27 protein-coding genes and 1 riboswitch are annotated in these 26,157 nt (G+C 40.8%); of the genes, 22 read left to right on the plus strand and 5 right to left on the minus strand.

Annotated elements, in window-relative coordinates; translation table 11 throughout:
• Nucleotides 1-530: 530 nt before the first annotated feature.
• Together JOC77_RS18685 and JOC77_RS18690 are read left to right on the plus strand one after the other, a co-directional pair.
• The gene (locus JOC77_RS18685; protein ID WP_204546858.1) at nucleotides 531-1,703 is read left to right on the plus strand and encodes an FtsW/RodA/SpoVE family cell cycle protein; all 1,173 of its coding nucleotides are present in this window, start codon (nucleotides 531-533) and stop codon (nucleotides 1,701-1,703) included.
• A 111-nt stretch (nucleotides 1,704-1,814) separates the two neighbouring features.
• Entirely contained in the window at nucleotides 1,815-2,960 is a 1,146-nt protein-coding gene (locus JOC77_RS18690) for an AI-2E family transporter (protein ID WP_239558908.1), read from the plus strand.
• Between the two features lie 45 nt (nucleotides 2,961-3,005).
• Here JOC77_RS18690 and JOC77_RS18695 read toward each other — a convergent pair whose 3' ends face one another.
• The 4 genes from JOC77_RS18695 to JOC77_RS18710 all read right to left on the minus strand — a co-directional run bounded on the left by JOC77_RS18695 (nucleotide 3,006) and on the right by JOC77_RS18710 (nucleotide 6,475).
• Nucleotides 3,006-4,022, minus strand: coding sequence for a M15 family metallopeptidase (locus tag JOC77_RS18695; RefSeq protein WP_204546861.1), 1,017 nt, complete (start codon nucleotides 4,020-4,022; stop codon nucleotides 3,006-3,008).
• A gap of 168 nt (nucleotides 4,023-4,190) precedes the next feature.
• On the minus strand, nucleotides 4,191-4,358 hold the full coding sequence (locus JOC77_RS18700; protein WP_377336643.1) for a BA3454 family stress response protein: 168 nt from the start codon (nucleotides 4,356-4,358) through the stop codon (nucleotides 4,191-4,193).
• A gap of 511 nt (nucleotides 4,359-4,869) precedes the next feature.
• A complete protein-coding gene (locus JOC77_RS18705) occupies nucleotides 4,870-5,433 on the minus strand; it encodes a thioredoxin family protein (protein ID WP_204546864.1) in 564 nt (187 codons plus the stop codon).
• Between the two features lie 112 nt (nucleotides 5,434-5,545).
• Entirely contained in the window at nucleotides 5,546-6,475 is a 930-nt protein-coding gene (locus JOC77_RS18710; protein WP_239558914.1) for an ABC transporter substrate-binding protein, read from the minus strand.
• Nucleotides 6,476-6,708: 233 nt separating this feature from the next.
• Here JOC77_RS18710 and JOC77_RS18715 point away from each other — a divergent pair, with 233 nt between their 5' ends.
• The 6 genes from JOC77_RS18715 to JOC77_RS18740 all read left to right on the plus strand — a co-directional run bounded on the left by JOC77_RS18715 (nucleotide 6,709) and on the right by JOC77_RS18740 (nucleotide 11,820).
• The gene (locus tag JOC77_RS18715; protein ID WP_204546869.1) at nucleotides 6,709-7,713 is read left to right on the plus strand and encodes a FecCD family ABC transporter permease; all 1,005 of its coding nucleotides are present in this window, start codon (nucleotides 6,709-6,711) and stop codon (nucleotides 7,711-7,713) included.
• Nucleotides 7,710-8,774, plus strand: coding sequence for a FecCD family ABC transporter permease (locus JOC77_RS18720; RefSeq protein WP_204546872.1), 1,065 nt, complete (start codon nucleotides 7,710-7,712; stop codon nucleotides 8,772-8,774). The genes JOC77_RS18715 and JOC77_RS18720 overlap by 4 nt, the downstream gene beginning before the upstream one ends.
• 76 nt (nucleotides 8,775-8,850) lie before the next feature.
• Entirely contained in the window at nucleotides 8,851-9,675 is an 825-nt protein-coding gene (locus tag JOC77_RS18725; protein ID WP_204546875.1) for an ABC transporter ATP-binding protein, read from the plus strand.
• The gene (locus tag JOC77_RS18730) at nucleotides 9,665-10,471 is read left to right on the plus strand and encodes an IucA/IucC family C-terminal-domain containing protein (protein WP_204546879.1); all 807 of its coding nucleotides are present in this window, start codon (nucleotides 9,665-9,667) and stop codon (nucleotides 10,469-10,471) included. Before JOC77_RS18725 ends, JOC77_RS18730 begins: the two co-directional genes overlap by 11 nt.
• 7 nt (nucleotides 10,472-10,478) lie before the next feature.
• Nucleotides 10,479-10,745 (plus strand): DUF2573 family protein, encoded by a 267-nt coding sequence (locus tag JOC77_RS18735; RefSeq protein ID WP_204546882.1) that lies wholly within the window; start codon nucleotides 10,479-10,481, stop codon nucleotides 10,743-10,745.
• A 157-nt stretch (nucleotides 10,746-10,902) separates the two neighbouring features.
• A complete protein-coding gene (locus JOC77_RS18740) occupies nucleotides 10,903-11,820 on the plus strand; it encodes a proline dehydrogenase family protein (RefSeq protein WP_204546886.1) in 918 nt (305 codons plus the stop codon).
• A 45-nt stretch (nucleotides 11,821-11,865) separates the two neighbouring features.
• Here JOC77_RS18740 and JOC77_RS18745 read toward each other — a convergent pair whose 3' ends face one another.
• Complete coding sequence (locus JOC77_RS18745) at nucleotides 11,866-12,018, minus strand: YuzL family protein (protein WP_204546889.1); 153 nt, start codon at nucleotides 12,016-12,018, stop codon at nucleotides 11,866-11,868.
• A 214-nt stretch (nucleotides 12,019-12,232) separates the two neighbouring features.
• Here JOC77_RS18745 and JOC77_RS18750 point away from each other — a divergent pair, with 214 nt between their 5' ends.
• From JOC77_RS18750 to JOC77_RS18815, 14 genes are all read left to right on the plus strand, one after another.
• Complete coding sequence (locus tag JOC77_RS18750; protein WP_275585093.1) at nucleotides 12,233-14,617, plus strand: 3-hydroxyacyl-CoA dehydrogenase/enoyl-CoA hydratase family protein; 2,385 nt, start codon at nucleotides 12,233-12,235, stop codon at nucleotides 14,615-14,617.
• Between the two features lie 55 nt (nucleotides 14,618-14,672).
• A complete protein-coding gene (locus JOC77_RS18755) occupies nucleotides 14,673-15,851 on the plus strand; it encodes an acetyl-CoA C-acetyltransferase (protein WP_204546895.1) in 1,179 nt (392 codons plus the stop codon).
• Between the two features lie 42 nt (nucleotides 15,852-15,893).
• Nucleotides 15,894-17,681, plus strand: coding sequence for an acyl-CoA dehydrogenase family protein (locus tag JOC77_RS18760; RefSeq protein ID WP_204546898.1), 1,788 nt, complete (start codon nucleotides 15,894-15,896; stop codon nucleotides 17,679-17,681).
• Between the two features lie 152 nt (nucleotides 17,682-17,833).
• The gene (locus JOC77_RS18765) at nucleotides 17,834-18,205 is read left to right on the plus strand and encodes an arsenate reductase family protein (protein WP_204546901.1); all 372 of its coding nucleotides are present in this window, start codon (nucleotides 17,834-17,836) and stop codon (nucleotides 18,203-18,205) included.
• A gap of 109 nt (nucleotides 18,206-18,314) precedes the next feature.
• On the plus strand, nucleotides 18,315-18,698 hold the full coding sequence (gene gcvH / locus JOC77_RS18770; protein ID WP_204546904.1) for a glycine cleavage system protein GcvH: 384 nt from the start codon (nucleotides 18,315-18,317) through the stop codon (nucleotides 18,696-18,698).
• A gap of 271 nt (nucleotides 18,699-18,969) precedes the next feature.
• Nucleotides 18,970-19,332 carry a toprim domain-containing protein gene (locus JOC77_RS18775; RefSeq protein WP_204546907.1) on the plus strand — a complete coding sequence of 121 codons (363 nt, stop codon included), beginning with the start codon at nucleotides 18,970-18,972 and terminating at the stop codon, nucleotides 19,330-19,332.
• Between the two features lie 6 nt (nucleotides 19,333-19,338).
• A complete protein-coding gene (locus JOC77_RS18780) occupies nucleotides 19,339-19,647 on the plus strand; it encodes a thioredoxin family protein (protein WP_204546909.1) in 309 nt (102 codons plus the stop codon).
• Between the two features lie 150 nt (nucleotides 19,648-19,797).
• On the plus strand, nucleotides 19,798-19,944 hold the full coding sequence (locus JOC77_RS18785; RefSeq protein WP_204546912.1) for a hypothetical protein: 147 nt from the start codon (nucleotides 19,798-19,800) through the stop codon (nucleotides 19,942-19,944).
• A 225-nt stretch (nucleotides 19,945-20,169) separates the two neighbouring features.
• Entirely contained in the window at nucleotides 20,170-21,486 is a 1,317-nt protein-coding gene (locus JOC77_RS18790) for an O-acetylhomoserine aminocarboxypropyltransferase/cysteine synthase family protein (protein ID WP_204546915.1), read from the plus strand.
• 169 nt (nucleotides 21,487-21,655) lie between these two features.
• Nucleotides 21,656-21,770, plus strand: a riboswitch (SAM riboswitch).
• Between the two features lie 104 nt (nucleotides 21,771-21,874).
• Nucleotides 21,875-22,909, plus strand: a complete 1,035-nt coding sequence (locus JOC77_RS18795) for a methionine ABC transporter ATP-binding protein (RefSeq protein WP_204546918.1) — start codon at nucleotides 21,875-21,877, stop codon at nucleotides 22,907-22,909.
• Complete coding sequence (locus tag JOC77_RS18800) at nucleotides 22,902-23,570, plus strand: methionine ABC transporter permease (RefSeq protein WP_204546921.1); 669 nt, start codon at nucleotides 22,902-22,904, stop codon at nucleotides 23,568-23,570. The genes JOC77_RS18795 and JOC77_RS18800 overlap by 8 nt, the downstream gene beginning before the upstream one ends.
• Nucleotides 23,571-23,583: 13 nt before the next feature.
• Entirely contained in the window at nucleotides 23,584-24,414 is an 831-nt protein-coding gene (locus tag JOC77_RS18805; protein ID WP_204546923.1) for a MetQ/NlpA family ABC transporter substrate-binding protein, read from the plus strand.
• Nucleotides 24,415-24,960: 546 nt separating this feature from the next.
• Nucleotides 24,961-25,341 carry a carboxymuconolactone decarboxylase family protein gene (locus JOC77_RS18810; protein WP_204546926.1) on the plus strand — a complete coding sequence of 127 codons (381 nt, stop codon included), beginning with the start codon at nucleotides 24,961-24,963 and terminating at the stop codon, nucleotides 25,339-25,341.
• Between the two features lie 179 nt (nucleotides 25,342-25,520).
• Nucleotides 25,521-25,706: a YuzK family famiily protein gene (locus tag JOC77_RS18815; RefSeq protein WP_204546990.1), complete on the plus strand. Its 186-nt coding sequence runs from the start codon at nucleotides 25,521-25,523 to the stop codon at nucleotides 25,704-25,706.
• Nucleotides 25,707-26,157 lie beyond the last annotated feature (451 nt).

Below are 26,157 nucleotides of genomic sequence, written 5' to 3' on the forward strand. Positions count from 1 at the left end.
GGCAAGGGCGGCCTTTCGCTGCCGCTTTTCTTATGCCTGTCAGGTGTCTGCCTTTCTTATCATTTTAGTGTATAAATAAGTAGTCTTTGAAACCTGAAAATATTTCAAAATATATAAACATTTTGAAAGGCACCGTTCTGCGCTTTTCGTGTTGTCCAGCTCCAAGCTGCCGCCCTCGAGACATAAGCCAATCAGTCTATGAGAAGAAAGGCGCTTCTCACAGCCTGCTCGTCTTATGCTTGTCGGGCAGCTGCCTTTCCTTATATTCAGCTTTTTAAATGAGTGAGGGGTAAGGTTTTATATTATGTTCAGAACATATCGCTTTAGGAAAGGCACCGCTTTCTGCTTTTCTGATAACAATTATCTCCAGCACATGTTTGGATATTGTGATTTTCTTTTGTTAAAGTATAATGAGAAAGTGTTGTTTTACGTAAGTTAAGGAATGAAAGGGATATGTTCTGACAGTTGTTTTTGGGGTTATGGAAATAGGGGGCAGGAATGCCTTGGGTTTTAGATAAAGGAGAGTCCGGATGCAGTCTCAAAAAAATATTTCTTCACGTATAGATTATGGATTAGCTTTTATTATTTTTCTTTTGTTTACAGCGAGCTGTATTGCGATTTATAGTGCACAGACAACCGGGCAATACGCTGAAAACTTTGTAATCAAGCAGATATTTTGGTACATCGTAGGATGCGGGATTGTATTTGGGGTGATAACCCTGGATTCGGATCAGTTGAAAAAATTGTCTTGGTACACCTATGGGTTTGGAATATTCTTACTGATTCTAATTATTGTGGCTCCTCCTAGTATTGCGCCGGTAAGGAATGGGGCGAAAAGCTGGTTCGTCCTGCCGGGACTTGGATCACTGCAGCCTTCAGAAGTTGTTAAGGTTTTTATTGTTTTGGCGCTGGCTACTGTTATATCTAATCATCATGCTAAAAATAGAATTAAGACGATTAAAACTGATATTTGGCTTCTTACGAAATTATGCCTTGTTACTCTTGTGCCGCTTATGCTTGTGATGCAGCAGCCTGATTTAGGAACTTCTCTTGTATTTATTGCGATTTTGCTGGGAATGATTTTTATTTCGGGCGTATCGTGGAAGATCTTACTTCCTATTTTTTCAGGGGGAATCACCCTGATTACGGTTATTTTCTATTTCGTGATCTGGCATCCTGAGGTTTTGGAAAAATATCTTGGAGTTAAGCAATATCAGTTTGGCCGGATTTATTCCTGGATTGATCCGTATAATTACCAGAGTTCAGCGGGTTTTCAATTAACGCGCTCGCTGCTTGCTATCGGTTCCGGTGAAACAGGAGGGAAGGGCTTTGGGCATCGGGAAGTGTACCTGCCTGAAAGCCACTCGGATTTTATCTTTAGTGTTATTGGAGAAGAATTTGGATTTGTAGGCTCCAGTATAGTCATCAGCTTACTCTTTTTATTGATTTATCACATAACTAAAATCGGAATGGATTCGAAAAATAATTATTATACTTATATTTGTGTAGGAATTATCAGCATGATTACGTTTCATGTTTTCCAGAATATAGGCATGACCATTGGCGTTCTTCCTATTACAGGAATTCCTTTGCCTTTTATCAGTTACGGAGGAAGCTCTCTTATGGGTAACTTTCTTGCTGTCGGGATTATTTTCAGTATCCGGTACCATTATAAAAAGTACATGTTTTCAACAGAATCTTAAAAGTAATGCCCTGTCATTTATTCCATGACAGGGCATTTTTTCTCTAAACTGGAATAACCTCTCCAGTTTACAGAGCCGTCTTTTAAGGTAATAAATGTGTTAGGAGAAATTATGAAGTATAATCATAATATCGAGAACAAAACGAGAGGTGAGAGTTTGCCGAACACAAAATATTTCCGAATAGGTTATGGGATTATTATCTTTTTAATCATCATTTATTTAGGCACCAAAGTCGATTTCATATTCAGGCCTGTTAAAGTCCTGTTTCAGACGTTATTTTTCCCTTTCCTTATTTCAGGAGTCATTTATTACCTATTAAGACCGATTGTCCTTTTTTTGCAGAGGAGAAAGGTGCCGAAAGCGCTGTCTATTTTAGTCATATATTTACTTTTTATTGGTCTTGGGACCATATTGCTTCTATGGGTCGGGCCTGAGCTTCAGAAACAATTTAAAAGCTTTATAGACAATTTCCCTGGATTGCTTGATACACTCAGGCAAAAAGTCGTCGGACTCCGTGACACTAAATGGTTTTCCAGATTTCAGGAAAATGACTTTGTAACCATTGATACCGTCACATCCAAATGGAATGCCTATTTAAACACGAATGTTTCAAATCTTGGCAATAAAATTACAAACATTCTTGGCATCATAACAAATGTTGCAACCATTGTTGTGACTGTTCCTTTTATTGTATTTTATTTATTAAAAGATGGGCAGAGTGCGCCAAATGGAGTTCTGCGTTTCCTTCCGCGCCTTCAGGCGAAAGAGGGCAAGAAGATACTAAAGGATATGGATTCCGCTTTAAGCTCCTATATTCAAGGACAGGCAATTGTTAGTGTTATAGTTGGTGTGATGATGTACATCGGATATTTAATCATTGGTATTGATTATCCGTTAATCCTGGCGTCCATTGCTATGCTGACAAATGTAATTCCATTCATCGGGCCGTTTATTGCCATTATACCTGCTCTGATCATAGGGTTCATTGCTTCTCCATTTATGGTAGTAAAAGTTATTATTGTGGCAGTTGTGGTCCAGCAGATAGATGGGAATCTTACGTCGCCTTACATTATGGGCAGAAAGCTTGATCTGCATCCGCTGACTATTATTTTACTTTTGCTTGTAGCTGGAAGCATGGCGGGTCTGCTTGGAATGATCCTGGCGGTGCCGTTTTATGCTGTACTGAAGGTGATTGTGAGCCATACCTATAGATTGTACAGGCTTCACAAAGATAAAGAATCAGTTATTGACCTATAAAAAAAGGGGCTGTCCGAAGAGTAAATCCTCGGACAGCCCTTTTTATTAATTGTTGACAGGTACAGCATTCATATACTCTTCAAGTGTAATCTTTTGGCTCATAATGTCTTTTGCTGCAGAGGTCCCAATATAGCGAAGGTGCCATGGTTCGTACTTGTAGCCGGTAATTGAACTTTTTCCATTTGGATATCGGATAATAAATCCGTATTCGGATGCATGGGCTTCCAACCATTTCGCTTCTTTTGTGTTTCCAAAGCAGGATTCAGCAGGGCAGGCCCCGTTTCCACCAGTTACATCTATGGAGAGTCCGGTTTGATGTTCACTGGTTCCCGGGACGGCGCTATAAGTGCGGGCCTTTTCATACCCGTCTTTTTGCACATAAGAGTTATAAAGAGCAGTTTGTGTCACAAATGACCGGTAAGCAGATACACCTAAAAGCTCGACGCCCTCTGCTTTTGCACTTGCAAACAGCCTGCTTATTGCATCCGATGCTTCTTTACGCATTTTTGTTTTTTCCAGCTTTTCTTGAAAAATAAAAGGAATGCTGGTATACACTAAATCCCGAGGCACATAGCCGTCAGGCAGCTTATTCTCTTTATTGACCATTACCGTAATGGCACTCGGCTGTGCGACAACAGGAATTGCCTTTTCTCTATCACTTTTTGGCGCAGACGGCTTTTTTTGTACAGGAACGTTCACTGGCTTTTTTACCTCTGGACTTTCCGTTTTCGGCTTTTCGTTTGCCGCATGCGGTTTAGCTTCCGTTGGTTCTTCCACCTTTTTGCTTATAGTGTTGCTGATGACTGCGGGCTTACTTTCAGCAGTTCTTGCAGGTACTTGTTCTGCGGATTTATCTGCATCAGTGTCATCCGGCTTTACTTTCGTTTCTGCATCAGATTTTTTGCTTTCCTTTAAATCAACTGAATCTATAGTTTCCTTTTGGTTGGCAGTGGATTCCGCTTTACTTAGATTTGCCTGGTTTGTTTGGTGCTCTTGAGTCCCGCAGCCGGTAAGAATTGAAGTGGTTAACAATATTGCTGCTAATGGAAAGGATTTCTGCATGCTCTACTTCCTTTTTGAAATATTTTTGAAATAGGGATTTTCTTCCGTAGAACCTATTTTATAACAATTTTCTACAGGATAAAATGGAAAATATTGTTGTTATTTGAAATCCATGACGCCGCCTATAAAACACAAAAGCCCTGTCCCAACTTAGGACAAGGCTTCTTTTTATCGATAATTCATTTCGGGCGTCCATTGTTCTTTAACCTGATTAAGTGCAGCAGTAAAGATTTCCTCTTCCATTGCGCTGCGATTAACTAATACATTCGTTTGATAATTTCTGCCTTTATATTCAACAGTTACTGTAACTTCTACCATGATTTCAATTCCTTTCATCAATTGTTTCACTTGAATTTAATACTTGTGTGAACACTAGCTGCTTTCGAACCTCGGTAGATAATATATACCAAGAATGAAAGAGTCTTAAACTTTTTGTAAAACATTTAGTTTATATAAAAGAATAATCCCTCAATAATATAGAAGAAATTGGGAAGCGCAATTGCTGGGATGGAATTGGAGGAATAAAGCTTTCTAAACTAGTGCCAAACAGATAAGCTTTCAGTAAAGACATAATAGGCAGGCATAGGGTTTCTATTTACTTGAGGGAGAAGAAAGCAGGGGGACTTGAGCTTGTATTTCGGGAGGAAAATATGAAAATAATTTAATATTACGGGTTTAGTACTGTTTATGTCGGGAATCCATCCATTGGATTGAAATTCGTTCTCTTATCGTACAGAGCAATGGGGGCCTGACTGCTAAGAAAATATAAATAATTACATAAGAAGAAGTTTTATAGGGGTAAAGAAACAGCAGGAGCCCTGAAGTTTGAACGAAGGCTCCTTGAAGATTATTTTGTACCTTTGAGAGTTTTGATTATATCGTTCTTAATGGAAGTCCAAAGTCCCTTATCTTCTGTAAATTGCTGGCTTAAATTGGCAGCAAACTGCTTGAATGCTGCTTCATAGCCCGGATCCTCTTTTGAGGGAATATCTTTTTTAAGTTCTGATACCTGCAATTCGGCTTCCGGAGCTCTTGGACCCCATTTTGCGGCTTCTTGACCTTGAGAGTTTAATAAAACCATAATGGGAATGGAACGCGATTTTCCATTTGTCAGATACTGATCCATTAATTCTAAATTTTCGTCTCTTATCAAATATCTGTCTTGGATTCCTGCTGCATCTGCAATCTGCATAAAAATGGGCAGGTTAACCATAGCGTCCCCGCACCAGTCGGCTGTCAATATAACAGCTTTCAGCCCATCATCCTTAAAGGTTTCTAAATAAGAAATATCCTCTTCAGTCAGCGAAAAATTTTCAAAAACCTTTTGCAGATTTTCTCTGTGAACCTTCATGCTGCTAATGTATTCTTCACGAGACATAGCTTGATCGAACCAGCTTGATAAATTTTTCATCCTAAATCCCTCCTTACCCAATATTTTACCAATCCAATAGAGGTTTTCCTAATATTTTGGAAGGCAAAAAAAAGAAGACAGGATTGAGACCTGTCTTCTCCTATAAAAGGGATTATTTCTTAGTAAAATATTCCTTCAATTCATCAAGCATTAGATTAGCGGCCAAAATTCCGCCGGCAGTGTTCCAAATAGCATCATTTACTTTATGGACATTGCCGTTTTTCGCAGCACTCAGGTTTTTGAATAGTGGATCGTTAATCCATTCTTCCTCAAGCTTGTTTCCTTCCCCATCTCCTTCATCATATGTGAAGTAGAAGATCACATCACCATCCATAGCAGACATGCGCTCTTTTGTGAGATTTCTTTCAGCAAAGTCATTTACATCCTGACCTGGAGCTCTAGCAAAGCCAACTTGATCCAAGATAACCCCAGAAAATGTATCTTTGTGATAAATTCGAACATCTCCAGGCATAAAGCGGACCATGGATATTTTTTTCTGGATGTTATCACCGACAGCATCTTTCACTTCCTGCACATGCTTATTATAATCATCAAGAACCTGCTTGCCCTTTTCCTCTTTGTTTACAGCCTTGGCGTATAATTTAAAGTTTTCCTGCCAATCGCCTCTTAACGTTTCTGCAAAAACAGTAGGGGCAATTTCACTTAACTGATCATATTGCTTTTCCTGGCGCATTTTGTTGCCAATAATCAGGTCCGGCTTAATGGCAGCGATGGCTTCCATATTAACTTCACCTTCAAGTCCTACTACTTTGACGCCATCCATTTTATCCTTTATATGATCATACCAGGGATCTCCGGTAAATGATTTTACGGCTCCTGCTGGCTTAATTCCTAAAGCAAGTAAAGCTTCTGTTCCTTCATTAGTAAGAATAACAACCTTTTTTGCTTTCTCTGGCACCTTTGTTTTTCCCATCGCATGCTCAATCGTAATCTGCTTACCGCTTTCTTTTTCGCTTTCCCCATTTGTTTCCTGTTTGTTACCGCATGCAGCCAATACAATCAAAAGCAGAGTACTAAGCATCAATGCGATTGATTTACGATAATATGTATGTTTCACCTTAATCCCCCTTAAATGATAATGATTATCAATCATACATTCATTTTAGATTACCCTTTCATAGATTGTCAATCTCTAAATGAAAATGATTTTCATACTCATTGACATCATACTTTGATTTCAATATCCTTAAAGCAGATAGAAAAAATATAATTTTTTACGTATTTAAATTAGTTAATTCGAGGGGAATCGTTGTCATGCTATTGAAAAAATCAGCACAGAGAGCAGCGGGACTGCTATTTTTTACGCTCATTCTCTTATTCCTTATATGTGCCAGTATCGTTTTCGGATACACCAATACATCCTGGAAAATGGCTGTCGATTCCTTCTTAGCTTATAACGGTTCAAATGAACATATTATTCTACAGACAGTAAGGCTGCCGCGGGCATTGATTGCTGCTTCAGTAGGGGCTTCTCTTGCCGTTGCAGGCGTGATTATGCAGACTTTAACGAAAAACCCGCTTGCTTCTCCCAGTGTTTTTGGAATTAATGCCGGTGCAGGGTTTGCGGTTGTTCTGGCGGTCACTCTTTTCTCAGTGAATTCTCTTACAGCATATTCCTGGCTGGCGTTTACGGGTGCTGCTGCAGCCTCTTTCGGTGTATATGCAATCGGCTCGCTGGGGAGAGAAGGATTAACACCGATGAAGCTTACCTTAGCCGGTGCGGCAGTGGCTGCTTTATTTTCTTCTCTTACTCAAGGATTGCTTGTGCTTAATGAGGCTGCATTAGACCAAGTCTTATTTTGGCTGGCCGGATCGGTACAGGGAAGAAAGCTTGAAATGCTGAAGTCCGTATTTCCTTATTTGGCAGCAGGCTGGATACTCTCATTCGTACTAGCGGGAAAATTGAATCTTCTTTCTATGGGAGATGATGTGGCAAGAGGTCTTGGAGTACAGGTAGGCCTTGTAAAAGGAATAGCAGCTCTTTCAGTCATTCTCCTAGCAGGAGGTGCGGTGGCCGTATCTGGCCCAATAGCATTTGTAGGCATTATTATTCCTCACATAACGAGGGCAATTGCAGGGATCGATCATCGCTGGGTTATTCCTTACAGTGCGGTGATGGGTGCGATTCTTTTGCTGCTCGCTGATATAGCTGCCAGGTATATCATCATGCCGCAGGAAGTGCCTGTAGGGGTGATGACGGCGCTTATCGGAACCCCGTTTTTTATCTTCATTGCAAGAAAGGGGTTCAATTCTAAATGAGAGAAAAGAAATATTCAAGCGTTCGAGTATTAAAAGGAACGGTTTCCTTTTTAATAGATAGAAAAGCACTGCTGACCTTGATAACTTTAGGACTAACAGCTGTTCTGCTCTTTTTGTTTAGCACCGGAGTAGGACAAATGTATATTTCACCCTGGAATGTGCTAAAGGCACTAACTGGAGCAGGGAGCAGCTTTGAGGAGACGGTTATATTCTCATTAAGGCTGCCTAGAATACTTACAGCTTTATTTGTTGGAATCGCACTTGCAGTGGCTGGGGGAATACTTCAGGGAATGATCAGGAATCCTTTGGCCTCTCCAGATATCATCGGATTAACGAATGGTGCATCACTTGCGGTCGTCAGTTTTCTTGCTGTATTCAGCGATTCCGACAATAGTTTGACAGTCAGCATCGGCTGGCTCCCTGCTGCAGCCTTTTTGGGTGCTTCCGCAACTGCTTTCATCGTATATCTGCTTTCCTGGAATAATGGGATGTCCCCGGTCCGTTTGGTGTTAATAGGAATTGGAATATCAACCTTGCTTCAGGCTGGAACTACCTTAATGATGATCCTTGGCCCTATTTACAGAGCTTCACAGGCAAATATTTGGATTACAGGCTCAGTTAACGGCTCTAAATGGATGGATGTACAAATATTAGTTCCGGTTGTTGTTGTGTTGGTTCTTGCAGCGATTACTCAGGCTCGAAATATAAATGTACAGGAGCTGGGAGAAGACGCTGCGGCAAGCGCTGGGAGCCGGATACAAGTGCAGAGGATGATCATGCTGCTGGTTAGTACAGCACTAACTGGCACTGCAGTTGCGTTTGCTGGAGGAATTGGCTTTGTTGGGTTAATGGCTCCGCATATTGCAAGGAGACTCGTTGGAGGGGCTTACGGGGCATTGCTTCCTGTAGCAGCGGTCACTGGGGCCATTCTAGTATTAGCTGCAGATTTGATTGGAAGAACACTTTTTGCGCCTCTTGAAATACCAGCGGGTGTGTTTACGGCAAGTATTGGCGCTCCCTATTTTATTTATCTGCTTTATAAAACGAGGAATTCCCAATGAATGGCCTCTAAGCTGGACGGAAATTCAAATACGCCGTTAACAAACTGAAAGCGGCCTGGCAAAGGAGAATGAACGAATGACAGAAGTAATTCAGACTGAAGCGCTGACCCTGTCATATGGGGACAGCAAAATAATAGATGAATTAAACTTAACGCTTCCGAAAGGAGAAATTTCCGTTTTTATCGGAAGCAATGGATGCGGAAAATCTACACTGCTTCGTTCAATTGCCAGATTGCTGAAGCCAAAATCCGGAGCTGTTCTCCTGGATGGAGAATCTATAGCGAAGCTTTCAACTAAAGAGGTAGCCAAAAAAATGGCTATTCTTCCTCAGGCCCCTTTGGCCCCTGAAGGGCTGACTGTTCTTCAGCTTGTCAAGCAGGGGAGATACCCATACCAGACCTGGTACCGTCAGTGGACGAAGGCGGATGAAGAAACAGTTACTAATGCGCTGAGGGCTACTGGACTTTATGACCTGAAAGAACGTCCTGTAGATTCGTTATCTGGCGGTCAGCGACAGAGAGCGTGGATTGCCATGGTCCTTGCGCAGGACACAGATACCATACTCCTTGACGAACCAACAACATACCTAGATATGACACATCAAATAGAGATTTTGGACTTGCTTTTTGAACTAAATGAGAGAGAAAACAGAACCATTGTGATGGTTCTGCATGATTTAAATTTAGCATGCAGATATGCCCACCATATCGTGGCGCTGAAAAACAAAAAAATATATGCACAAGGTTCCCCGGAGCATGTTGTGAATGTACAGCTTGTTAAGGATGTCTTTCAAATGGATTGCGAAGTAACGAGAGACCCGCTTTTTGGTACTCCGCTATGCATCCCGCATGGGAAGGGGCGAAGAATTTTAAAAAGGGCAGGGGAGAGGCTTGTACAATAGGCTGACAAAAGCTGAATTTGATGAGTTAGCGAACTTTAGGCTTACAGAAAATACGTATACATCGAACCTTAGCTTTTCCATAGATGACTTGCTTATAAAGGAAAAAAGGAAGAAGATTATTGCGGAAGCAGCAGAGCTTCTGCAGTCACCTAACAAAATGGTTGCTGCTTCCATTCTTACAAAAAGACTCGCTTTTGTGCCTGTTATCGCTTTGTATGCTTTTTCCCGATGGAATAAAAGACTGCAAATATCCTTTGAAAATATATATTTAGAAACCGGGAATTCTAATGCCATGTGGCTGCCCGAATTCCGGCTGAAAGATCCTGCCTTCAAGCTTGCAGAAAGTAATCGGGATACCGAGCGGGAAGAAGTTTGCACCGCGGTTTTTGCAGAATTAATATATCCCATTATGGATTCTCTCAATGAAGAGACTAAGCTGTCAAAATATATTATGTGGGAAAATATTTCGGTATATATTGTTTGGATGTATGAAACTCTCATGGGTGAGGAGTCCTGTCCCAAAGCCCTGCAAAGATTGAACGGCGACTTTGAGTATGTGACAGAAAAAGCAAGAGGGGAAATTTTTGGACCCTATGATATGAATCCGATAAGCAGGTATATAAGTCCAAAAATCATTCATGAAAAAGGCAATTCTGACATACGCTATAGAACCACTTGCTGCTTTTCATACATGCTTACAGGTTCTGCGGGTAAACGGTGCAAAACATGTCCTCATGTTTGTACTCTCCCGAAGGAAAGCCAGGATCTTTTATCAAAAACAACTATTAAAGGATGATTTGCATTTGAATACCGATTTTGAGAAGCAGTTTGAAGCCCTTTTATCAAAGTATTCAGAGCTGCTTCTTGGAGAAGAAGACCCAAAACTTCAAAAAAAGGTTAAACAGTGGGCCTTGTACACACATATCTCCAAATCTATGCCTGCACTGACAAAGCATTGGAATGAGCTATATCCAGAAGGCAAAGAACATATGATATCGATCATTTCAGAGATTAAAAGCCTGAATGAAAATTACCGTAAACAAAAAAATTCTAATCGGCCAGAAACCTGAAAGCTGAAGCTTCAGGTTTCTTTTACTGCTTTGTGCGAGGGGAGCTCGAGGTTCATAGCTGCCTTATTTTCTATATATCCAAGATTATTGAATAATGATAAAATATTAATGTCGAAATTTGTAATTAAATAGAGAGCTGTATATTGGGGGGAACACTTTGGAACAGGCGATGAGAGACTTTTTCCTCTTTTTATCTAAAAATAAAGCGCTGACAAAAATGGCGAAAAAATATGGCCTTCGCTTTGGTGCCAGACGTTTCGTAGCGGGAGAAACAATCGGAGAGGCTGTAGATGTAATTAAACAGCTCAATAAGCAGGGTTTATGCGTTACGATTGATTATTTAGGCGAATTTGTTGATAACGAACAGGAAGCAGGTCAAATTGCTGACGGGTCGATCGCCGCTATTAAAGCAATAGGGCGTGAAGGATTAGATTCGCAGTTATCTTTAAAGCTTACTTCTATGGGGCTGGATATTTCTGATGAAGTCGTAATGAGCAACATGCGCCGAATTATGGAAGCGGCTGTAGACAATAATGTCTTCGTGACCATTGATATGGAAGATTATTCACGCTGCGAAAAGACTATACAGATTTTTAAACAGTTAAAGCTGGAATATGCTAATATTGGTACGGTTATTCAGGCTTATCTGTTTAGGACCGTCTCCGATATAGAGGCTCTGAATGACTTCCATCCTAACCTGCGCCTGGTTAAAGGTGCGTATAAGGAGTCACCGGAAGTTGCCTTTCCAGAGAAAAAAGATGTAGATGAAAATTTTCAAAAAATTATTAAGATGCATCTGCTGAATGGTAATTACACCGCAATTGCCAGTCACGATGATTCAATTGTAGAATATACAAAAAAGTTGGCTGTGGAACATAATATACCAAAAGACCAATTTGAATTTCAAATGCTTTACGGTATTCGAAATGAAAGACAAGTTGAGTTAGCTAAAGAAGGCTACAAGATGAGAGTTTATGTACCATATGGAAATGACTGGTACGGATATTTTATGCGCCGGCTTGCTGAGAGACCTGCAAATGTGGCGTTTGTATTAAAAGGAATGCTAAAAAAATAAAAAGGAAATGAGAGAACCATTTCCTTTTTATTTTGGGATTAATGACTAGCTTACCGAAGCCTTCGCTGGGGCCGATACATAAAACCTATTTTTTGTTTTATGGTTGCGGCTGGCAAGCTCCACTGTAGGTCCGGCATTTCCTTTAACGCTGGCAGCACTGACTCCAGCTTTGGAAGGATTTTTCTTTAGTTTCGCCATTTTATCACCCCTGTATTTAAACTTCCCAATCTACATGCGAGAAATTAAGGAAAAATAAATTCATCTGATTTCTTTGTTGATAAATTTTCAGAAATATTTTATATTTAATATATCAACGAAAGATTCCGATTTTTCATATTTTTTTGTAAGTAAAATGAATGAGTATTCATTCAATCAATTTTCATTACATTTTCGCATAAAGGGGGATATTATTTTGGTTCGTCAAATACGCAAAGCTGCAGTTCTAGGGTCTGGTGTTATGGGATCAGGAATAGCGGCTCATCTTGCAAATATAGGAATACCAACACTGCTGCTTGATATTGCACCTAGAGAGCTGCTCGAGCTGGAATCAAAAAAAGGCCTTACCCTGGAAGATAAAGCAGTGAAAAATAGGATAAGCAGCAGCGCACTTCAGAAGTTATTGAAGCAAAAGCCAGCTCCGCTTAGCTCTAAAAAGAATATAAGCCTGATTGAGGCAGGAAATTTCGAAGATGATATGGTTCGTCTTGGAGAGGTAGACTGGATTATTGAAGTAGTAGTGGAAAACCTTGATATCAAGAAAAAAGTGTTCTCGCAGGTTGACCAATTCCGAAAGCAGGGAAGCATAGTAAGCTCCAATACATCGGGAATCTCGGTAGAAGCCATGACCGATGGACGAAGTGAAGATTTTAAAAGGAATTTCCTAGGAACTCACTTTTTCAACCCTCCCCGCTATTTAAAGCTATTAGAAGTAATCCCGACCAGTGCAACAGATCCTGAGGTCCTCGAGTTTATGAAGCAGTTTGGTGAGGATGTACTGGGAAAGGGTGTTGTAGAAGCTAAAGATACACCAAATTTTATTGCCAATAGAATTGGCACGTACGGTCTTCTAGTTACTGTAAGGGAAATGCTGAAAGGCGGATATAGTGTAGGTGAAGTGGACTCCATTACCGGGCCGATGATCGGCCGTCCAAAAAGCGCAACTTTCAGGACATTGGATGTAGTTGGTTTAGACACTTTTGCACATGTGGCAAAAAATGTATTCGACCAGGTAGAAGGCGAGGAAAAAGAGGTTTTTGATACTCCTCCTTTCATTAATAGGATGCTTGAAAATGGCTGGCTGGGAAGTAAATCGGGCCAGGGGTTTTTCTTAAAGCAAGGTAAAGAGATCCTGGAGCTTGATCCCGAAACACTGGAGTATGTGCCAAGGAAAAAATTGAAGACGGCTGCCACTGAACTAAGCAAACAGGAAAAAGGGCTGCCGAATAAATTGAAAGCGCTTGTATATGCTGATGACCGGGCAGGACAGCTTTTATGGAATATTATGAGTCCGGTTCTTGTTTATTCGGCCAGCCTGCTTGGGACGATTGCAGATGATACGGCGGCCATTGACCAGGCAATGAAATGGGGCTTTGGCTGGGAAATGGGTCCTTTTGAATTATGGGATGCGATAGGCCTTGAAAAGTCCATTGCCAAAATGGAAAGAGAAGGGCTTATCGTTCCTGCATGGGTGAAGGAGCTTGCTGAGAGCAGTTTTCCTCACTTTTATAAAGAAGAGGATGGCAGCACATTTTTCTATACAAGAGGAGATTATAAACAGCTGCAGCTAAATCCAAAGAACATTAATCTAAAACAATATAAGAAAAAACACGGTGTTATTAAGAAGAACAGCGGCGCAAGCTTAATAGACCTTGGGGACGGCGTTGCGCTTCTAGAATTTCACTCACCAAACAATGCAATCGGCCTTGATATTACACAAATGATTAATTTTGCGGTCGATGAAGTAGAAAAAAAATATAAAGGCCTTGTCATTGGAAATCAGGGGAAAAACTTCTGCGTTGGAGCAAATCTGGCCATGATTCTTATGGAAGCCCAGGATGACAATATATATGAACTAGATATGGTTGTCCGGCATTTCCAGCAGGCCATGATGAAAATCAAGTACAGCAGTAAACCAGTTGTGGCAGCTCCCTTTGGCATGACCCTTGGAGGCGGAGCTGAAGTATGCCTTCCAGCAGCCCGTATCCAGGCTTCGGCGGAAACGTATATGGGATTAGTCGAAGTCGGCGTTGGTCTTATTCCAGGCGGCGGCGGAAATAAAGAGCTTTATATAAAGCATCTTAATAGTATGCCTCACGGAGTGGAATTTGATCTTCAGAAAGTAGCTAATAAAGTATTCGAATCTATTGCTATGGCAAAAGTCTCTACTTCAGGAGAAGAGGCAAGGGACAATAACTTCTTAGGGAACGGCGATGGAGTCAGTGTAAATCCGGATCATCTCTTATATGATGCAAAACAGGCTGTTCTTTCCTTGTCTGAAAGCGGCTACAAAGCGCCAATCCGCAAAAAGGTTCCTGTAGTCGGGGAAACTGGCTATGCCGCACTGCTTCTTGGTGCAAATGCGATGCAGCTGTCAGGATATATATCTGAACATGATCTTACAATAGCGAAAAAACTGGCATATGTCATTGCCGGCGGCAAGGTTCCTTATGGAACAGAAGTAGATGAGCAATATTTGCTGGATTTAGAAAGAGAAGCATTCTTAAGCCTTGTTGCTGAAGGAAAGTCTCAAGCCAGAATGCAGCATATGCTTGTTAAAGGTAAACCGCTTCGCAACTAAACCGGGCCTGAGCCGATTCATAGAATGATAGATATAAGAATTAAGGAGGATTGACATGAGAGAAGCAGTTATCGTCGCCGGTGCAAGAACACCAGTTGGAAAAGCAAAAAAGGGGACACTGGCCAATGTACGTCCTGACGATCTAGGGGCTCTCGTTGTAAAAGAAACCCTAAAACGAGCAGGAAATTATGAGGGCAGTATTGATGACTTGATCATTGGCTGCGCAATGCCTGAAGCTGAACAAGGTTTGAACATGGCAAGAAATATCGGAGCGTTAGCAGGACTTCCTCATACGGTACCGGCCATCACTGTAAACCGCTATTGCTCAAGCGGCCTTCAAACGATTGCCTATGGGGCGGAGCGTATTATGCTGGGTCATTCAGATACAATCATTGCCGGCGGGGCTGAATCCATGAGCCTTGTTCCAATGATGGGCCATGTTACAAGACCGAACGCCAAACTTGCAGAAACAGCGCCAGAGTACTATATGGGCATGGGGCATACTGCAGAGGAGGTTGCAAAAAAATACGGAATCAGCCGGGAAGACCAGGATGCCTTTGCGGTAAGAAGCCACCAGCGGGCAGCAAAAGCCATTCAAGAAGGAAAATTTGCTGATGAAATTGTTTCAGTAGATGTGACTCTCCGGAGTGTCGGGGCAGATCATAAGCTTAAAGAAAAGCAAGTGGTATTTTCACAGGATGAAGGTGTCCGTGCAGATACTTCATTGGAAGTATTAGGTAAGCTAAGACCCGCTTTCAATGTAAGAGGCTCCGTTACCGCTGGAAATGCATCTCAAACAAGTGACGGCGCAGCTGCTGTCATGGTTATGGACCGGGAAAAAGCGGGCTCACTTGGCCTGCAGCCTATGGCTAAGTTCAGATCTTTTGCTGTTGCAGGAGTACCTCCAGAAGTAATGGGGATTGGCCCAATTGCAGCAATCCCTAAAGCTCTAAAAATCGCCGGGCTCGAACTTTCTGATATTGGTTTGTTTGAGCTGAATGAAGCATTTGCCTCACAATCTATTCAGATAATCCGTGAGTTAGGATTGGACGAAGAAATTGTGAATGTGAACGGCGGGGCAATTGCTTTAGGCCATCCGCTTGGATGTACGGGTGCAAAGCTTACACTTTCTTTAATACACGAGATGAAGAGAAGAAATCAGCAGTTTGGAGTCGTCACGATGTGTATCGGCGGCGGAATGGGTGCTGCCGGCGTATTTGAACTGCTGGCTTAATAAGGTAATCAGAGACTTAATATAATGAGAGGGGATAACAGTATGACAGTTAATCAAACTCAAGACGTAATTAAAGGCGGAAGCTTCCTGATTGAAGATGTTTCTTATGACAGAGTATTTACACCAGAGGATTTTACAGATGAACAGGTTATGATTGCAAAAACTACGGATGAATTCGTAGCTAATGAGGTAATGCCTGTCGTTGAAAATCTTGAAAACCATGAATTCGAACACTCCGTCAGACTTCTAAAGGAAGCTGGAGAATTAGGCCTTCTAGGTGCAGATGTGCCGGAGGAATACGGCGGTCTTGGCCTTGATAAGGTAAGCTCCGCTTTAATTGCCGAAAAAATGTCCAGAGCCGGCGGATTTTCTATCTCCCATGGAGCTCACGTTGGGATAGGATCTCTTCCTATTGTTCTCTTCGGAAATGAGAATCAAAAACAGAAATATCTTCCTGCACTAGCGACGGGCGAAAAGCTTGCAGCATACGCGCTTACAGAGCCAGGTTCTGGGTCAGACGCTTTAGGTGCAAAGACTACGGCTAAGCTAAATGCAGAAGGCACTCATTATGTGTTAAACGGTGAAAAGCAATGGATTACAAATGCTGGCTTTGCCGATGTTTTCGTTGTATATGCGAAGATTGACGGCGAACACTTTTCAGCTTTCATAGTTGAACGCGAATACCCTGGTGTCTCAACCGGAGCAGAAGAAAAGAAAATGGGAATCAAAAGCTCTTCAACACGCACATTAATCCTCCAAGATGCTATGGTTCCTAAAGAAAACCTTTTGGGCGAAGCTGGAAAGGGCCATATCATTGCCTTTAATATCTTGAATATTGGACGTTATAAGCTGGGAGTTGGAGCTGTAGGAGGCTCTAAACGCGCCTTTGAATTAACTGTTCAGTACGCAAACCAGCGCCAGCAGTTTAAAACACCTATTTCTTCGTTCAATCTGACAAGAGAAAAGCTTGCGACTATGGCATCCAAGATATATGCAGCTGAAAGCTCTGTTTGGCGGACAGTGGGACTTTTTGAAGACCGCATGAGCAGACTGACTGATGAGGAAATTAATAACGGGAAGGCAGTTGCAGATTCTATAGCGGAATATGCGATCGAATGCTCCTTAAATAAAGTATTTGCTACCGAGGTATTGGATTATGTAGCAGATGAAGGCGTGCAAATTCATGGAGGCTATGGTTTTATGGCCGAATACGAAATTGAGCGCGCCTACCGTGATTCAAGAATTAACCGTATTTTTGAAGGGACGAATGAAATTAACCGGCTTCTCGTGCCAGGCACATACATCCGTAAAGCGATGAAGGGCGAGCTTCCTCTATTCCAAAAGGCTCAGGCACTGCAGGAAGAATTAATGATGCTTATGCCGGAAGAGCCTGGTGAAGAGCCTCTGGCACAAGAAAAACACTTAGTAAAAAATGCTAAGAAAATAGGCTTGCTGGCTGCAGGATTAGCGGCCCAGAAATTTGGCAAAGCTTTAGAAAAAGAGCAGGAAATATTAGTGAATATCGCTGACATCGTATCACTTGCTTATTCAATGGAATCAGCTGTGCTTCGTACAGAGAAGGCTATCGAGAAATCTGGTGCTGAGAAAAACAGCCAGAAGCTGCTTTACACTCAGATTTTCTGCCAGGAAGCATTCAATCTGATTGAACTGCATGCAAAAGAAACACTTGTGGCAGCTGAGCAGGGAGATACATTACGAATGCTCATATCAGCATTGCGTAAGTTTACAAGACATACTCCAATTAATGTGATTGCTAAGAAGCGTGAAGCAGCCGAAAAGCTGGTAGATGCTGAGCGTTATGTAGTATAAATAATTAGAAAGACTTGAACCTTGCTGATTTTAGCAGGGTTCTCTATTTTCTGCGGGGAGCTGCCTTCAGAGAACTTACAACGGTGTCTTTTAGTTTTTAACTGGTTTCAGCCCTTCAGAACATGTCTAGAATAGAAACAGGGGGTGAGTATATGGCTGAAGACTCAAATAATCTTAGGTTTTATTGGTATCCTAAGTGTGGAACATGCCGTAAAGCGAAAAAGTGGCTGGATGAGCATTCTTTAAGCTATGAGGAAAAACATATTGTCGAGAATCCTCCGTCTAGAAGTGAGATTGAAGTGCTTCACCAAAAGAGCGGACTCGAGCTTAAAAAGTTTTTTAATACAAGTGGTCTTAAGTACAAAGAGCTGGGTCTAAAGGATAAAGTCAAAAATGCTTCACAAACTGAGCTATACGACCTTTTAGCTTCTGATGGAATGCTTTTAAAGAGACCGATATTAACAGACGGTAATAAAGTGACTGTCGGCTTTAAAGAGGATGAATATCAAAAAATGTGGTTATAATCTTATCTTGTAAATAGGCATGTCCATTTTTATTATGTTATATTGAAATTATAGAAATTAATACGGTAAATGAGACGCATGTTCTCATACATATGGAGGGAAATGGACCATGAATACACCAAAAGACTTACGTTATTCAGAAGAACATGAATGGGTAAAAATTGAAGGCGGCAACGTGCGTATAGGAATCACAGATTTTGCTCAATCTGAGCTTGGCGACATTGTATTTGTTGAGCTCCCAGAAGTTGGAGCTGAAATTAAAGCTGACGAGCCATTCGGAAGTGTTGAATCAGTAAAAACAGTTTCTGAACTTTATGCTCCTATCAGTGGGAAAATAGTTGAGATTAACGAGGAACTAAGTGACAGCCCTGAATTTGTAAACGAATCTCCATATGAAAAAGCATGGATGGTTGTAATTGAACCTTCTAACGTAAGTGATGTTGATGGATTAATGACTTCAGAGCAATATGAAGCTATGGTAAGTGAAGACTAAAAGAACTGAAGGCTCAGCTGAGCCTTCTTTTTTTAGGTCAAAAAAAGAAGATAATTGAAATTTATCCAGACTTAATTATCCTGTTTATGAGAAGAAGTGAGTTTTTATATTTTAAATAAGGGAAAAGTAAAACAAATTATATTCATATGATTCATCAATTATTGATCATGCCTTTGAAGTAAAGGATTGAATTAGTTGATTTTTGTTTTTAGACCCGGCAATGAAGGTTGAAGGATCTATTAATTAGAGAAACCGCTTTAGGGTGATGAATATGGAAATTGAACATGTTGAAAAGGTCATTATCGTAGAAGGCACATCAGATAAGAGAAAAGTCATCAGTGTCTTAAACGAGCCTATTGAAATTATATGCACAAATGGTACAATTTCAGTCAGCCGGCTGGAGGAGATTATGGACGAGCATTTTAACAAAGAGGTTTACATCCTGGTTGATGCAGATGAAGCCGGGGAAAAACTCCGTAAGCAATTTAAAAGAGAATTCCCGGAAGCTTTGCATCTTTACATTGATAAATCTTATCGAGAAGTGGAAAATGCCCCTGCTTACCATATCGCAACTGTATTATTAAGTGCCAATATTGATGTTAATGCGGAATTTTTAGAGCAAAGGATGTATTAATCATTCATGGAAGTGTGGAGAGAGGAACAATTGGCAGCAGCAATCGACAGCGGCCAGCCATTTTGCTTTTATTTATTTACTCCGTTATGCGGCACGTGTCATGTTGCCTCAAAAATACTGGATGTAACTGAAAAGCTGATGCCACAATTTATGATGGGTAAGGCCGATCTTAATTATATGCCTGAGATCGCTGAGACATATCAAATAGAAAGTGTGCCCTGTCTTTTATTATTTACTAACGGGGAATTACAAAAGAAAATTTATGCTTTTAAATCAGTACCTTATATCTATGAGATACTGAAGAAACTTGCCTGACACCCGTATATACGGGTGTTTTTTTGTCGACACATATTGCGGTTTTCGTTCAACCCGGCAGCCTATGCGTCTGATATTTTGTCGACATTTTGTTGAAGGAGACTGCTGCTAGAGCATGGAATAATTTAGGTAAGTGAAGGGGGAATGTAAATGGACCTTGTATTCAATGAATTTTTAAATAATTTAAAGAAAAAACCCTATTTGCTTCCCATTCTCTCGAATAACAGCCGTACGATTTGCTTTCAGACTGGCAGAGAGGAAAAACTTCTTCATATATCTAAAACAAACAATATATAGTATCTGCAGAGGAAAATGTCCACTTTTATATTAGAGGCAGGGAAGACAGCCTCAAAACTTTGTTAAGGTGAAAGAAAAACTTCAAAAATTGGTTAAAGAACGACAACTGGAAGTAGAGGGATCATATCGGGATTTATTATATCTGGAAGCCGTATTTTTACTAAATCAGCCTTACAAAGAAAAATAAAGTTGTGAAAAAAATAATGGGTGAAGGAGAATTGTACAATGGCTGAACAACAAAAGCTGAAATTTGAAACTTTAACAATCCATGGCGGTCTGCCTAAAGAAACCCAGACAGGTGCCAGGGCTGTTCCTATTTACCAAAGTAATGCTTACTTGTTTAAAGATACAGACCACGCCGCCAGCCTCTTTGGATTAAAAGAAGAAGGGTATATATACAGCCGCATACATAATCCAACGGTATCCGTATTTGAAGAAAGGGTAGCTCTTCTAGAAGGGGGAATAGGGGCACTTGCTGTTTCGAGCGGGATGGCAGCTATTACGCTTTCCATTTTAAATCTGGCAGGCGCTGGAGATGAAATTGTTTCTGCGTCCTCTCTTTATGGAGGTACTTATAATCTATTTGCCAACACTCTCCCGAAGTACGGTATAAAGGTTCACTTTGTCGACCCAAAGGATCCTAAGAACTTAGAGGAGGCCATTACACCTAAAACCAAAGCAATCTTTGCAGAAACGATAGGGAATCCAAGTCTCGCTGTCCTTGATATTGAAAGAGCAGCTCAGATAGCACATGCTTCAGGAATCCCTTTAATCGTAGACAATACGTTTGCAACTCCTTACTTATGCAGGCCTCTAGAATTTGGTGCTGACATCGTAGTTCATTCCGCTACAAAATGGCTTCTTGGCAATGGAACGACTCTAGGGGGAATTATTGTAGATGGCGGAAAATTCAACTGGAAATCAGGCAAATTCCCTGGATTTACAGAACCTGATCCAAGTTATCATCATTTAATTTACAGTGAGGCTCTCGGCCCGGCAGCTTATATAGCAAAAGCACGTGTCCAGCTGCTAAGAGATATGGGGCCGGCTATGAGCCCTTATAATGCTTTCCAATTTACCTTAGGCTTAGAAACCCTTCATGTGCGTATGAAGGAGCATTTAGCTAATACATCAAAAGTCGCTGCTTATCTTAAAAATCACCCGGCTGTAGAGTGGATGCTGTATCCAGGAGATCAACGTCATCCGGATAAGGCGCTTGCCGATAAATATCTGCCAAAGGGAGCAGGCGCTGTAATCGTGTTTGGCATTAAGGGCGGCAGAAAAGCTGGGGCTGAATTAATTAATTCTGTTAAATTATGGTCTCATGTGGCTAATGTGGGAGATGCGAAAAGCTTGATCATTCATCCAGCAAGTACAACTCATCAGCAGCTTGATTATGAGGGGCTAAAAGCCTCAGGGGTAACAGAGGATTTAGTAAGGCTGTCTGTGGGAATTGAAAATGCCGAAGATTTGATTCAGGACCTGGAAGCAGCTATTAAGGCTGCAACGTGTATATCTTCCAGGGGAACGGTTAATATCTAATCTATCATTAATAGGAAGGCCAGCTGAGTTAATTATAACTTCAGCTGGCTTTTATTTTTTAAAAAGGGTTCACGCATTATATTGACAATCGTTTAAGAGGATGTTAGAATCTCAATTATGTGATTCAAATTTACTATTATACGATAGTATAAACTTAATATGTTATATGCTCTTATTGAGAGAGGTGGAGGGATGTGCCCGATGAAACCCGGCAACCGGCAAGGTATTATAGCCTTGAAAAGGTGCCAATTCACACAAAGCGGTTACGCTTTGGGAAATGAGAGAAAGGTCTAGCAAATAAATTATGCCTTTCTGTTATTTCAACAGAAAGGCTTTTGTTTTTTTATAGGTAAATAATAATCCTAAGTTTAAAAAAGAGGTGAAACGATTGATCACTCTATCCAATGTCAGCAAGATATATAAATCTAAGTTAAAAAACAGCGCGCAGATAAAAGCTGTTGACAATATAGAATTACAGGTTGCTCAGGGAGAAATATTCGGAATTATCGGGTATAGCGGAGCAGGGAAAAGTACATTAATCCGGATGCTGAATGGCTTAGAAACTCCTTCAACTGGAACAATCTCAGTAGCAGACCGTGAGATTTCCAAGATTAAAGGTGCGGATTTGAGGAAGGCACGCCAGGAAATCAGTATGATCTTCCAGCATTTCAATCTTTTATGGTCAAGAACGGTGAGGGAGAATATTTCTTTCCCGCTGGAAATTGCAGGAGTTTCAAAGATCCAGCGGCAAAAGCGAGTGGGTGAACTCATTAAGGTGGTTGGACTCGAAGGACGGGAGGATGCTTATCCTTCACAGCTGAGCGGCGGACAAAAACAGAGAGTCGGAATTGCAAGGGCTCTTGCTAATAATCCTAAAGTTCTGCTATGTGACGAAGCTACTTCAGCGCTTGATCCGCAGACAACTGATTCCATATTGGACCTTTTAGAGGATATTAATAAAAGACTGGGGTTAACGATTGTCCTGATTACCCACGAAATGCATGTGATCCGTAAAATCTGCCACAGAGTAGCTGTAATGGAAGGCGGGAAAGTGGTAGAGATGGGGAAGGTTCTGGATGTGTTCAAACGCCCTCAAGCGCAGATCACAAAGCGTTTTGTTCAGCAGGTAACAGAACCGGAGGAAACAAAAGAAACGGTAGAGCATCTGCTTGAAAATTATCCAAATGGAAAAGTTATTCAGTTGAGCTTCGTGGGAGTTTCAGCAGAACAGCCTTTGATCACCCAGCTTATCCGTAATTTTGAACTGGATGTCAACATTCTTCAGGGGAAAATATCGCAGACGCAAGACGGTTCTTACGGCACGCTGTTTATTCATTTAGATGGGCCGGAAGCTGAGATGAACAAAGCCCTGGACTATATCAGAGCAGGTCAGGTAGGAGTAGAGGTGATAGAGAATGCTTAAGAACTTATTACCTAATGTAATGTGGGATACCATTTATGATGCAACATTGGAAACCTTGTACATGACAGCTATTTCTGTAGTGGCTACCTTCTTTATAGGTATCCTGCTCGGTTTGCTTTTGTTCTTAACTGGGAAGGGAAATCTTTGGGAGAACAAAGTGATTAATACCGTTATCAGCGCGTTTGTTAACATTTTCCGATCTATACCGTTTATCATATTGATTGTATTGCTGATCCCATTCACAATGGCAATCGTTCATACTATGATTGGTGCCAATGCTGCACTGCCGGCACTAATAATCGGCGCAGCGCCGTTCTATGCCAGAATGGTCGAAATTGCACTTCGTGAAATCGATAAAGGTGTCATAGAAGCTGCGAAGTCAATGGGAGCAAAAGTGAGCACCATCATTTTTAAAGTACTCATTCCTGAAAGTCTTCCAGCGTTAGTTTCCGGAATTACTGTCACAGCAATTGCCCTAGTTGGCTATACAGCGATGGCAGGTGTTGTAGGTGCGGGCGGATTAGGAAACCTTGCTTACTTAGAAGGGTTCCAGCGAAGCCAGAATGATGTAACGTTCATTGCTACCATTATTGTATTAATCATTGTTTTTATCATCCAATTTATTGGTGATTTTATAACATCAAAATTAGACAAAAGATAAGGAGAATGGATTCATGAAAAAATATCTAAGCTTAGTGCTTGTACTTGTTATTTCCGCAGTATTAGCTGCATGCGGTGGCGGAAATAAATCAGGTGAAGGTGAAGGCGGTTCAAAAGAATTAACAGTAGGTGCATCAAACGTTCCTCATGCTAAGATTTTAGAAAAGGCTCAACCACTTTTAGAAGATAAAGGCATTAATCTTAAGATTGTTAAATATCAGGATTACATTATGCCGAACAAAGCTCTTAATGAAGGTGAACTGGATGCAAACTACTTCCAGCATATCCCTTATTTAACTGCACAAATTAAAGAAAATGGCTACAAGTTTGAAAATGCCGGCGGAATCCACATTGAGCCAATCGGCGTGTATTCTAAAAAATACAAAAGCCTGAATGAACTTCCAAAAGGCGGAGAAATCATCATGAGCAGCTCTGTGGCTGACCATGGCCGTATTCTTTCTATGCTTGAAGCGGAAGGTTTAATTAAACTGAAAGCAGGCATCGACAAAACCACTGCACAAGTTAAAGACATAACTGAAAATAAAAAATCACTTAAATTTAAAGCAGATATCGAAGCATCATTATTGCCAAAGGTATATGAAAATAACGAAGGCGACGCAGTTCTAATCAACTCAAACTATGCCATTGATGCAGGTCTAAATCCTGTCAAAGATTCAATCGCACTTGAAAATTCAGATTCTCCATATGTAAATGTGATCGCAGTTAAAAAAGGCGATAAAGACAAAAAAGAAATTAAGACTCTTATTGAAGTTCTTCACTCTAAAGAAATTCAAGACTTCATCACTAAAGAATACAAAGGTGCAGTTGTACCTGTATCTAAATAACACACCAAAAGGAGCGGGATATTGCCTGCTCCTTTTTAATTTGCACTTTACTAGGAAGCAATAGATTTACGTGATTTTGTGGAAGAGAGCTGAATTTGCGCGGAGCGGCGTGATTTCACTGCGCCCGAACCAGGCTGATATATAGTGGTCTTTTATCCAGTCTAACCCTGATTTATACCTAGTTATTGCTGATTAGAAGGCTGGGTAGGTGTTTTTTATTCATTTTATATATGTTTTGTAGACATTTTCCTGAGGTCAATGAGTATCCTTTCTTAACTTAAAGTGGCCTTTTAGAAATTTAAGTGAGAAAACAAAACTTTAAGAGGAGTTTTAGATATTTAAGAGCGACATCTCAATTTTAAGAGGCAAAATAAAAAATTTAAGTGGATTTCTTGGTAGTATTCATTGAATCATAAAGGCTTAGCGATAAGCTATAATGCTGAGCGGCATAGTCAGCAGAGTCTAAAATTTTTATATAATCAAAGGATAGAGCTGATACATTTGTTCATAATAAGAGGGACTAATTTTACGGGAGTGACTCTAATAATGGATCAAATACCACATATGCCTACGAATCCCTCTGAAATGGCCATAAGAGATTATAAAGAAGGCCTTGGGATATTCATGAAAAAGATGCCCCAGCTCGCCCAGCATTATAATGCTTTTACAGAGGCTTGCTTTCAGGAAGGTACTCTTTCTGGGAAGGATAAACAATTAATAGCGCTTGGCATCAGCTTATATTCTCAGGATGAATACTGCATTATTTATCATGTTAAAGGCTGCCTTGATCATGGAGCATCGGAGCAGGAAATATTAGAAACTGTCGGCGTAACTGCTGCCTTCGGAGGCGGGGCCGCGATGAGCCAGGCTGTTACCCTCATCCAAGATACCATTGAAGACCTGACAGATACTGAATCACTATCTTAAGGATAAATCGAACAGAAATTTAATAAAATCAAGAGTATTTGTATAGAAAAACGGGTACAGTTTATCTAGCCGGCCGAGGTCAGGAAATATCCTAATATATGCCCCTACAGCTCTTTTGCGGATAAAAAAACCTAATGTTATGATAGGGACGTAAAAAAACAGGAGGGATGAGACTCATCATGAATAACTTGCATTTACACGTAACACATGACATGGAAAAGGCTATGCAGCAAAGTCATGGCATAGGGTACAGTGAATATAGCCGGAATTTAGACCTGCGTATTGAGGTTGAAAAGAAACGGGAAAGAAGTTATTCGAAAAGTCATCAGATCACTGAAGAGCTAAATAGAAGAATGCATACGTAACCAGCCTCTTTAAGAAGCTGGCAAAAAACCAGCCTAACTTGTTTGGCTGGTTTTTACTATATTTAAAAGCCGATCACTGAGTTAAAATGGGATTAGGTATTATTGAAACTTAAAACTACTCCTTGAAGTCTGTTTACCTATTGTTAAGGTAATAATTAATAGAAAAGCACCGTTTTAGAAATAAGCCAATCAGTTAATAAGAAGAAGACCGCTTCTCACAGCCAGCTCTTCTTATGCAAGGCTTACGCATGAGTGCGACTAAGCTTCTGTCTTCACTGTCGCTCGCCAATCAGCAAGTCTGCTTTATCGGCTGCCTACCTTACTTTTTGTGAGCGTTATAGTAAGTAGGAGGTACATTGAGATTATCATAAGATTAGTGTGGCAGGCACCGTCCTCCGCTTTTCTTATGCCTGTAAGGTGTCTGCTTTTCATTTGGGTTAGATTTACTATT

Source organism: Peribacillus deserti (assembly GCF_016909175.1).
GTDB lineage: Bacteria > Bacillota > Bacilli > Bacillales > DSM-1321 > Paraperibacillus > Paraperibacillus deserti.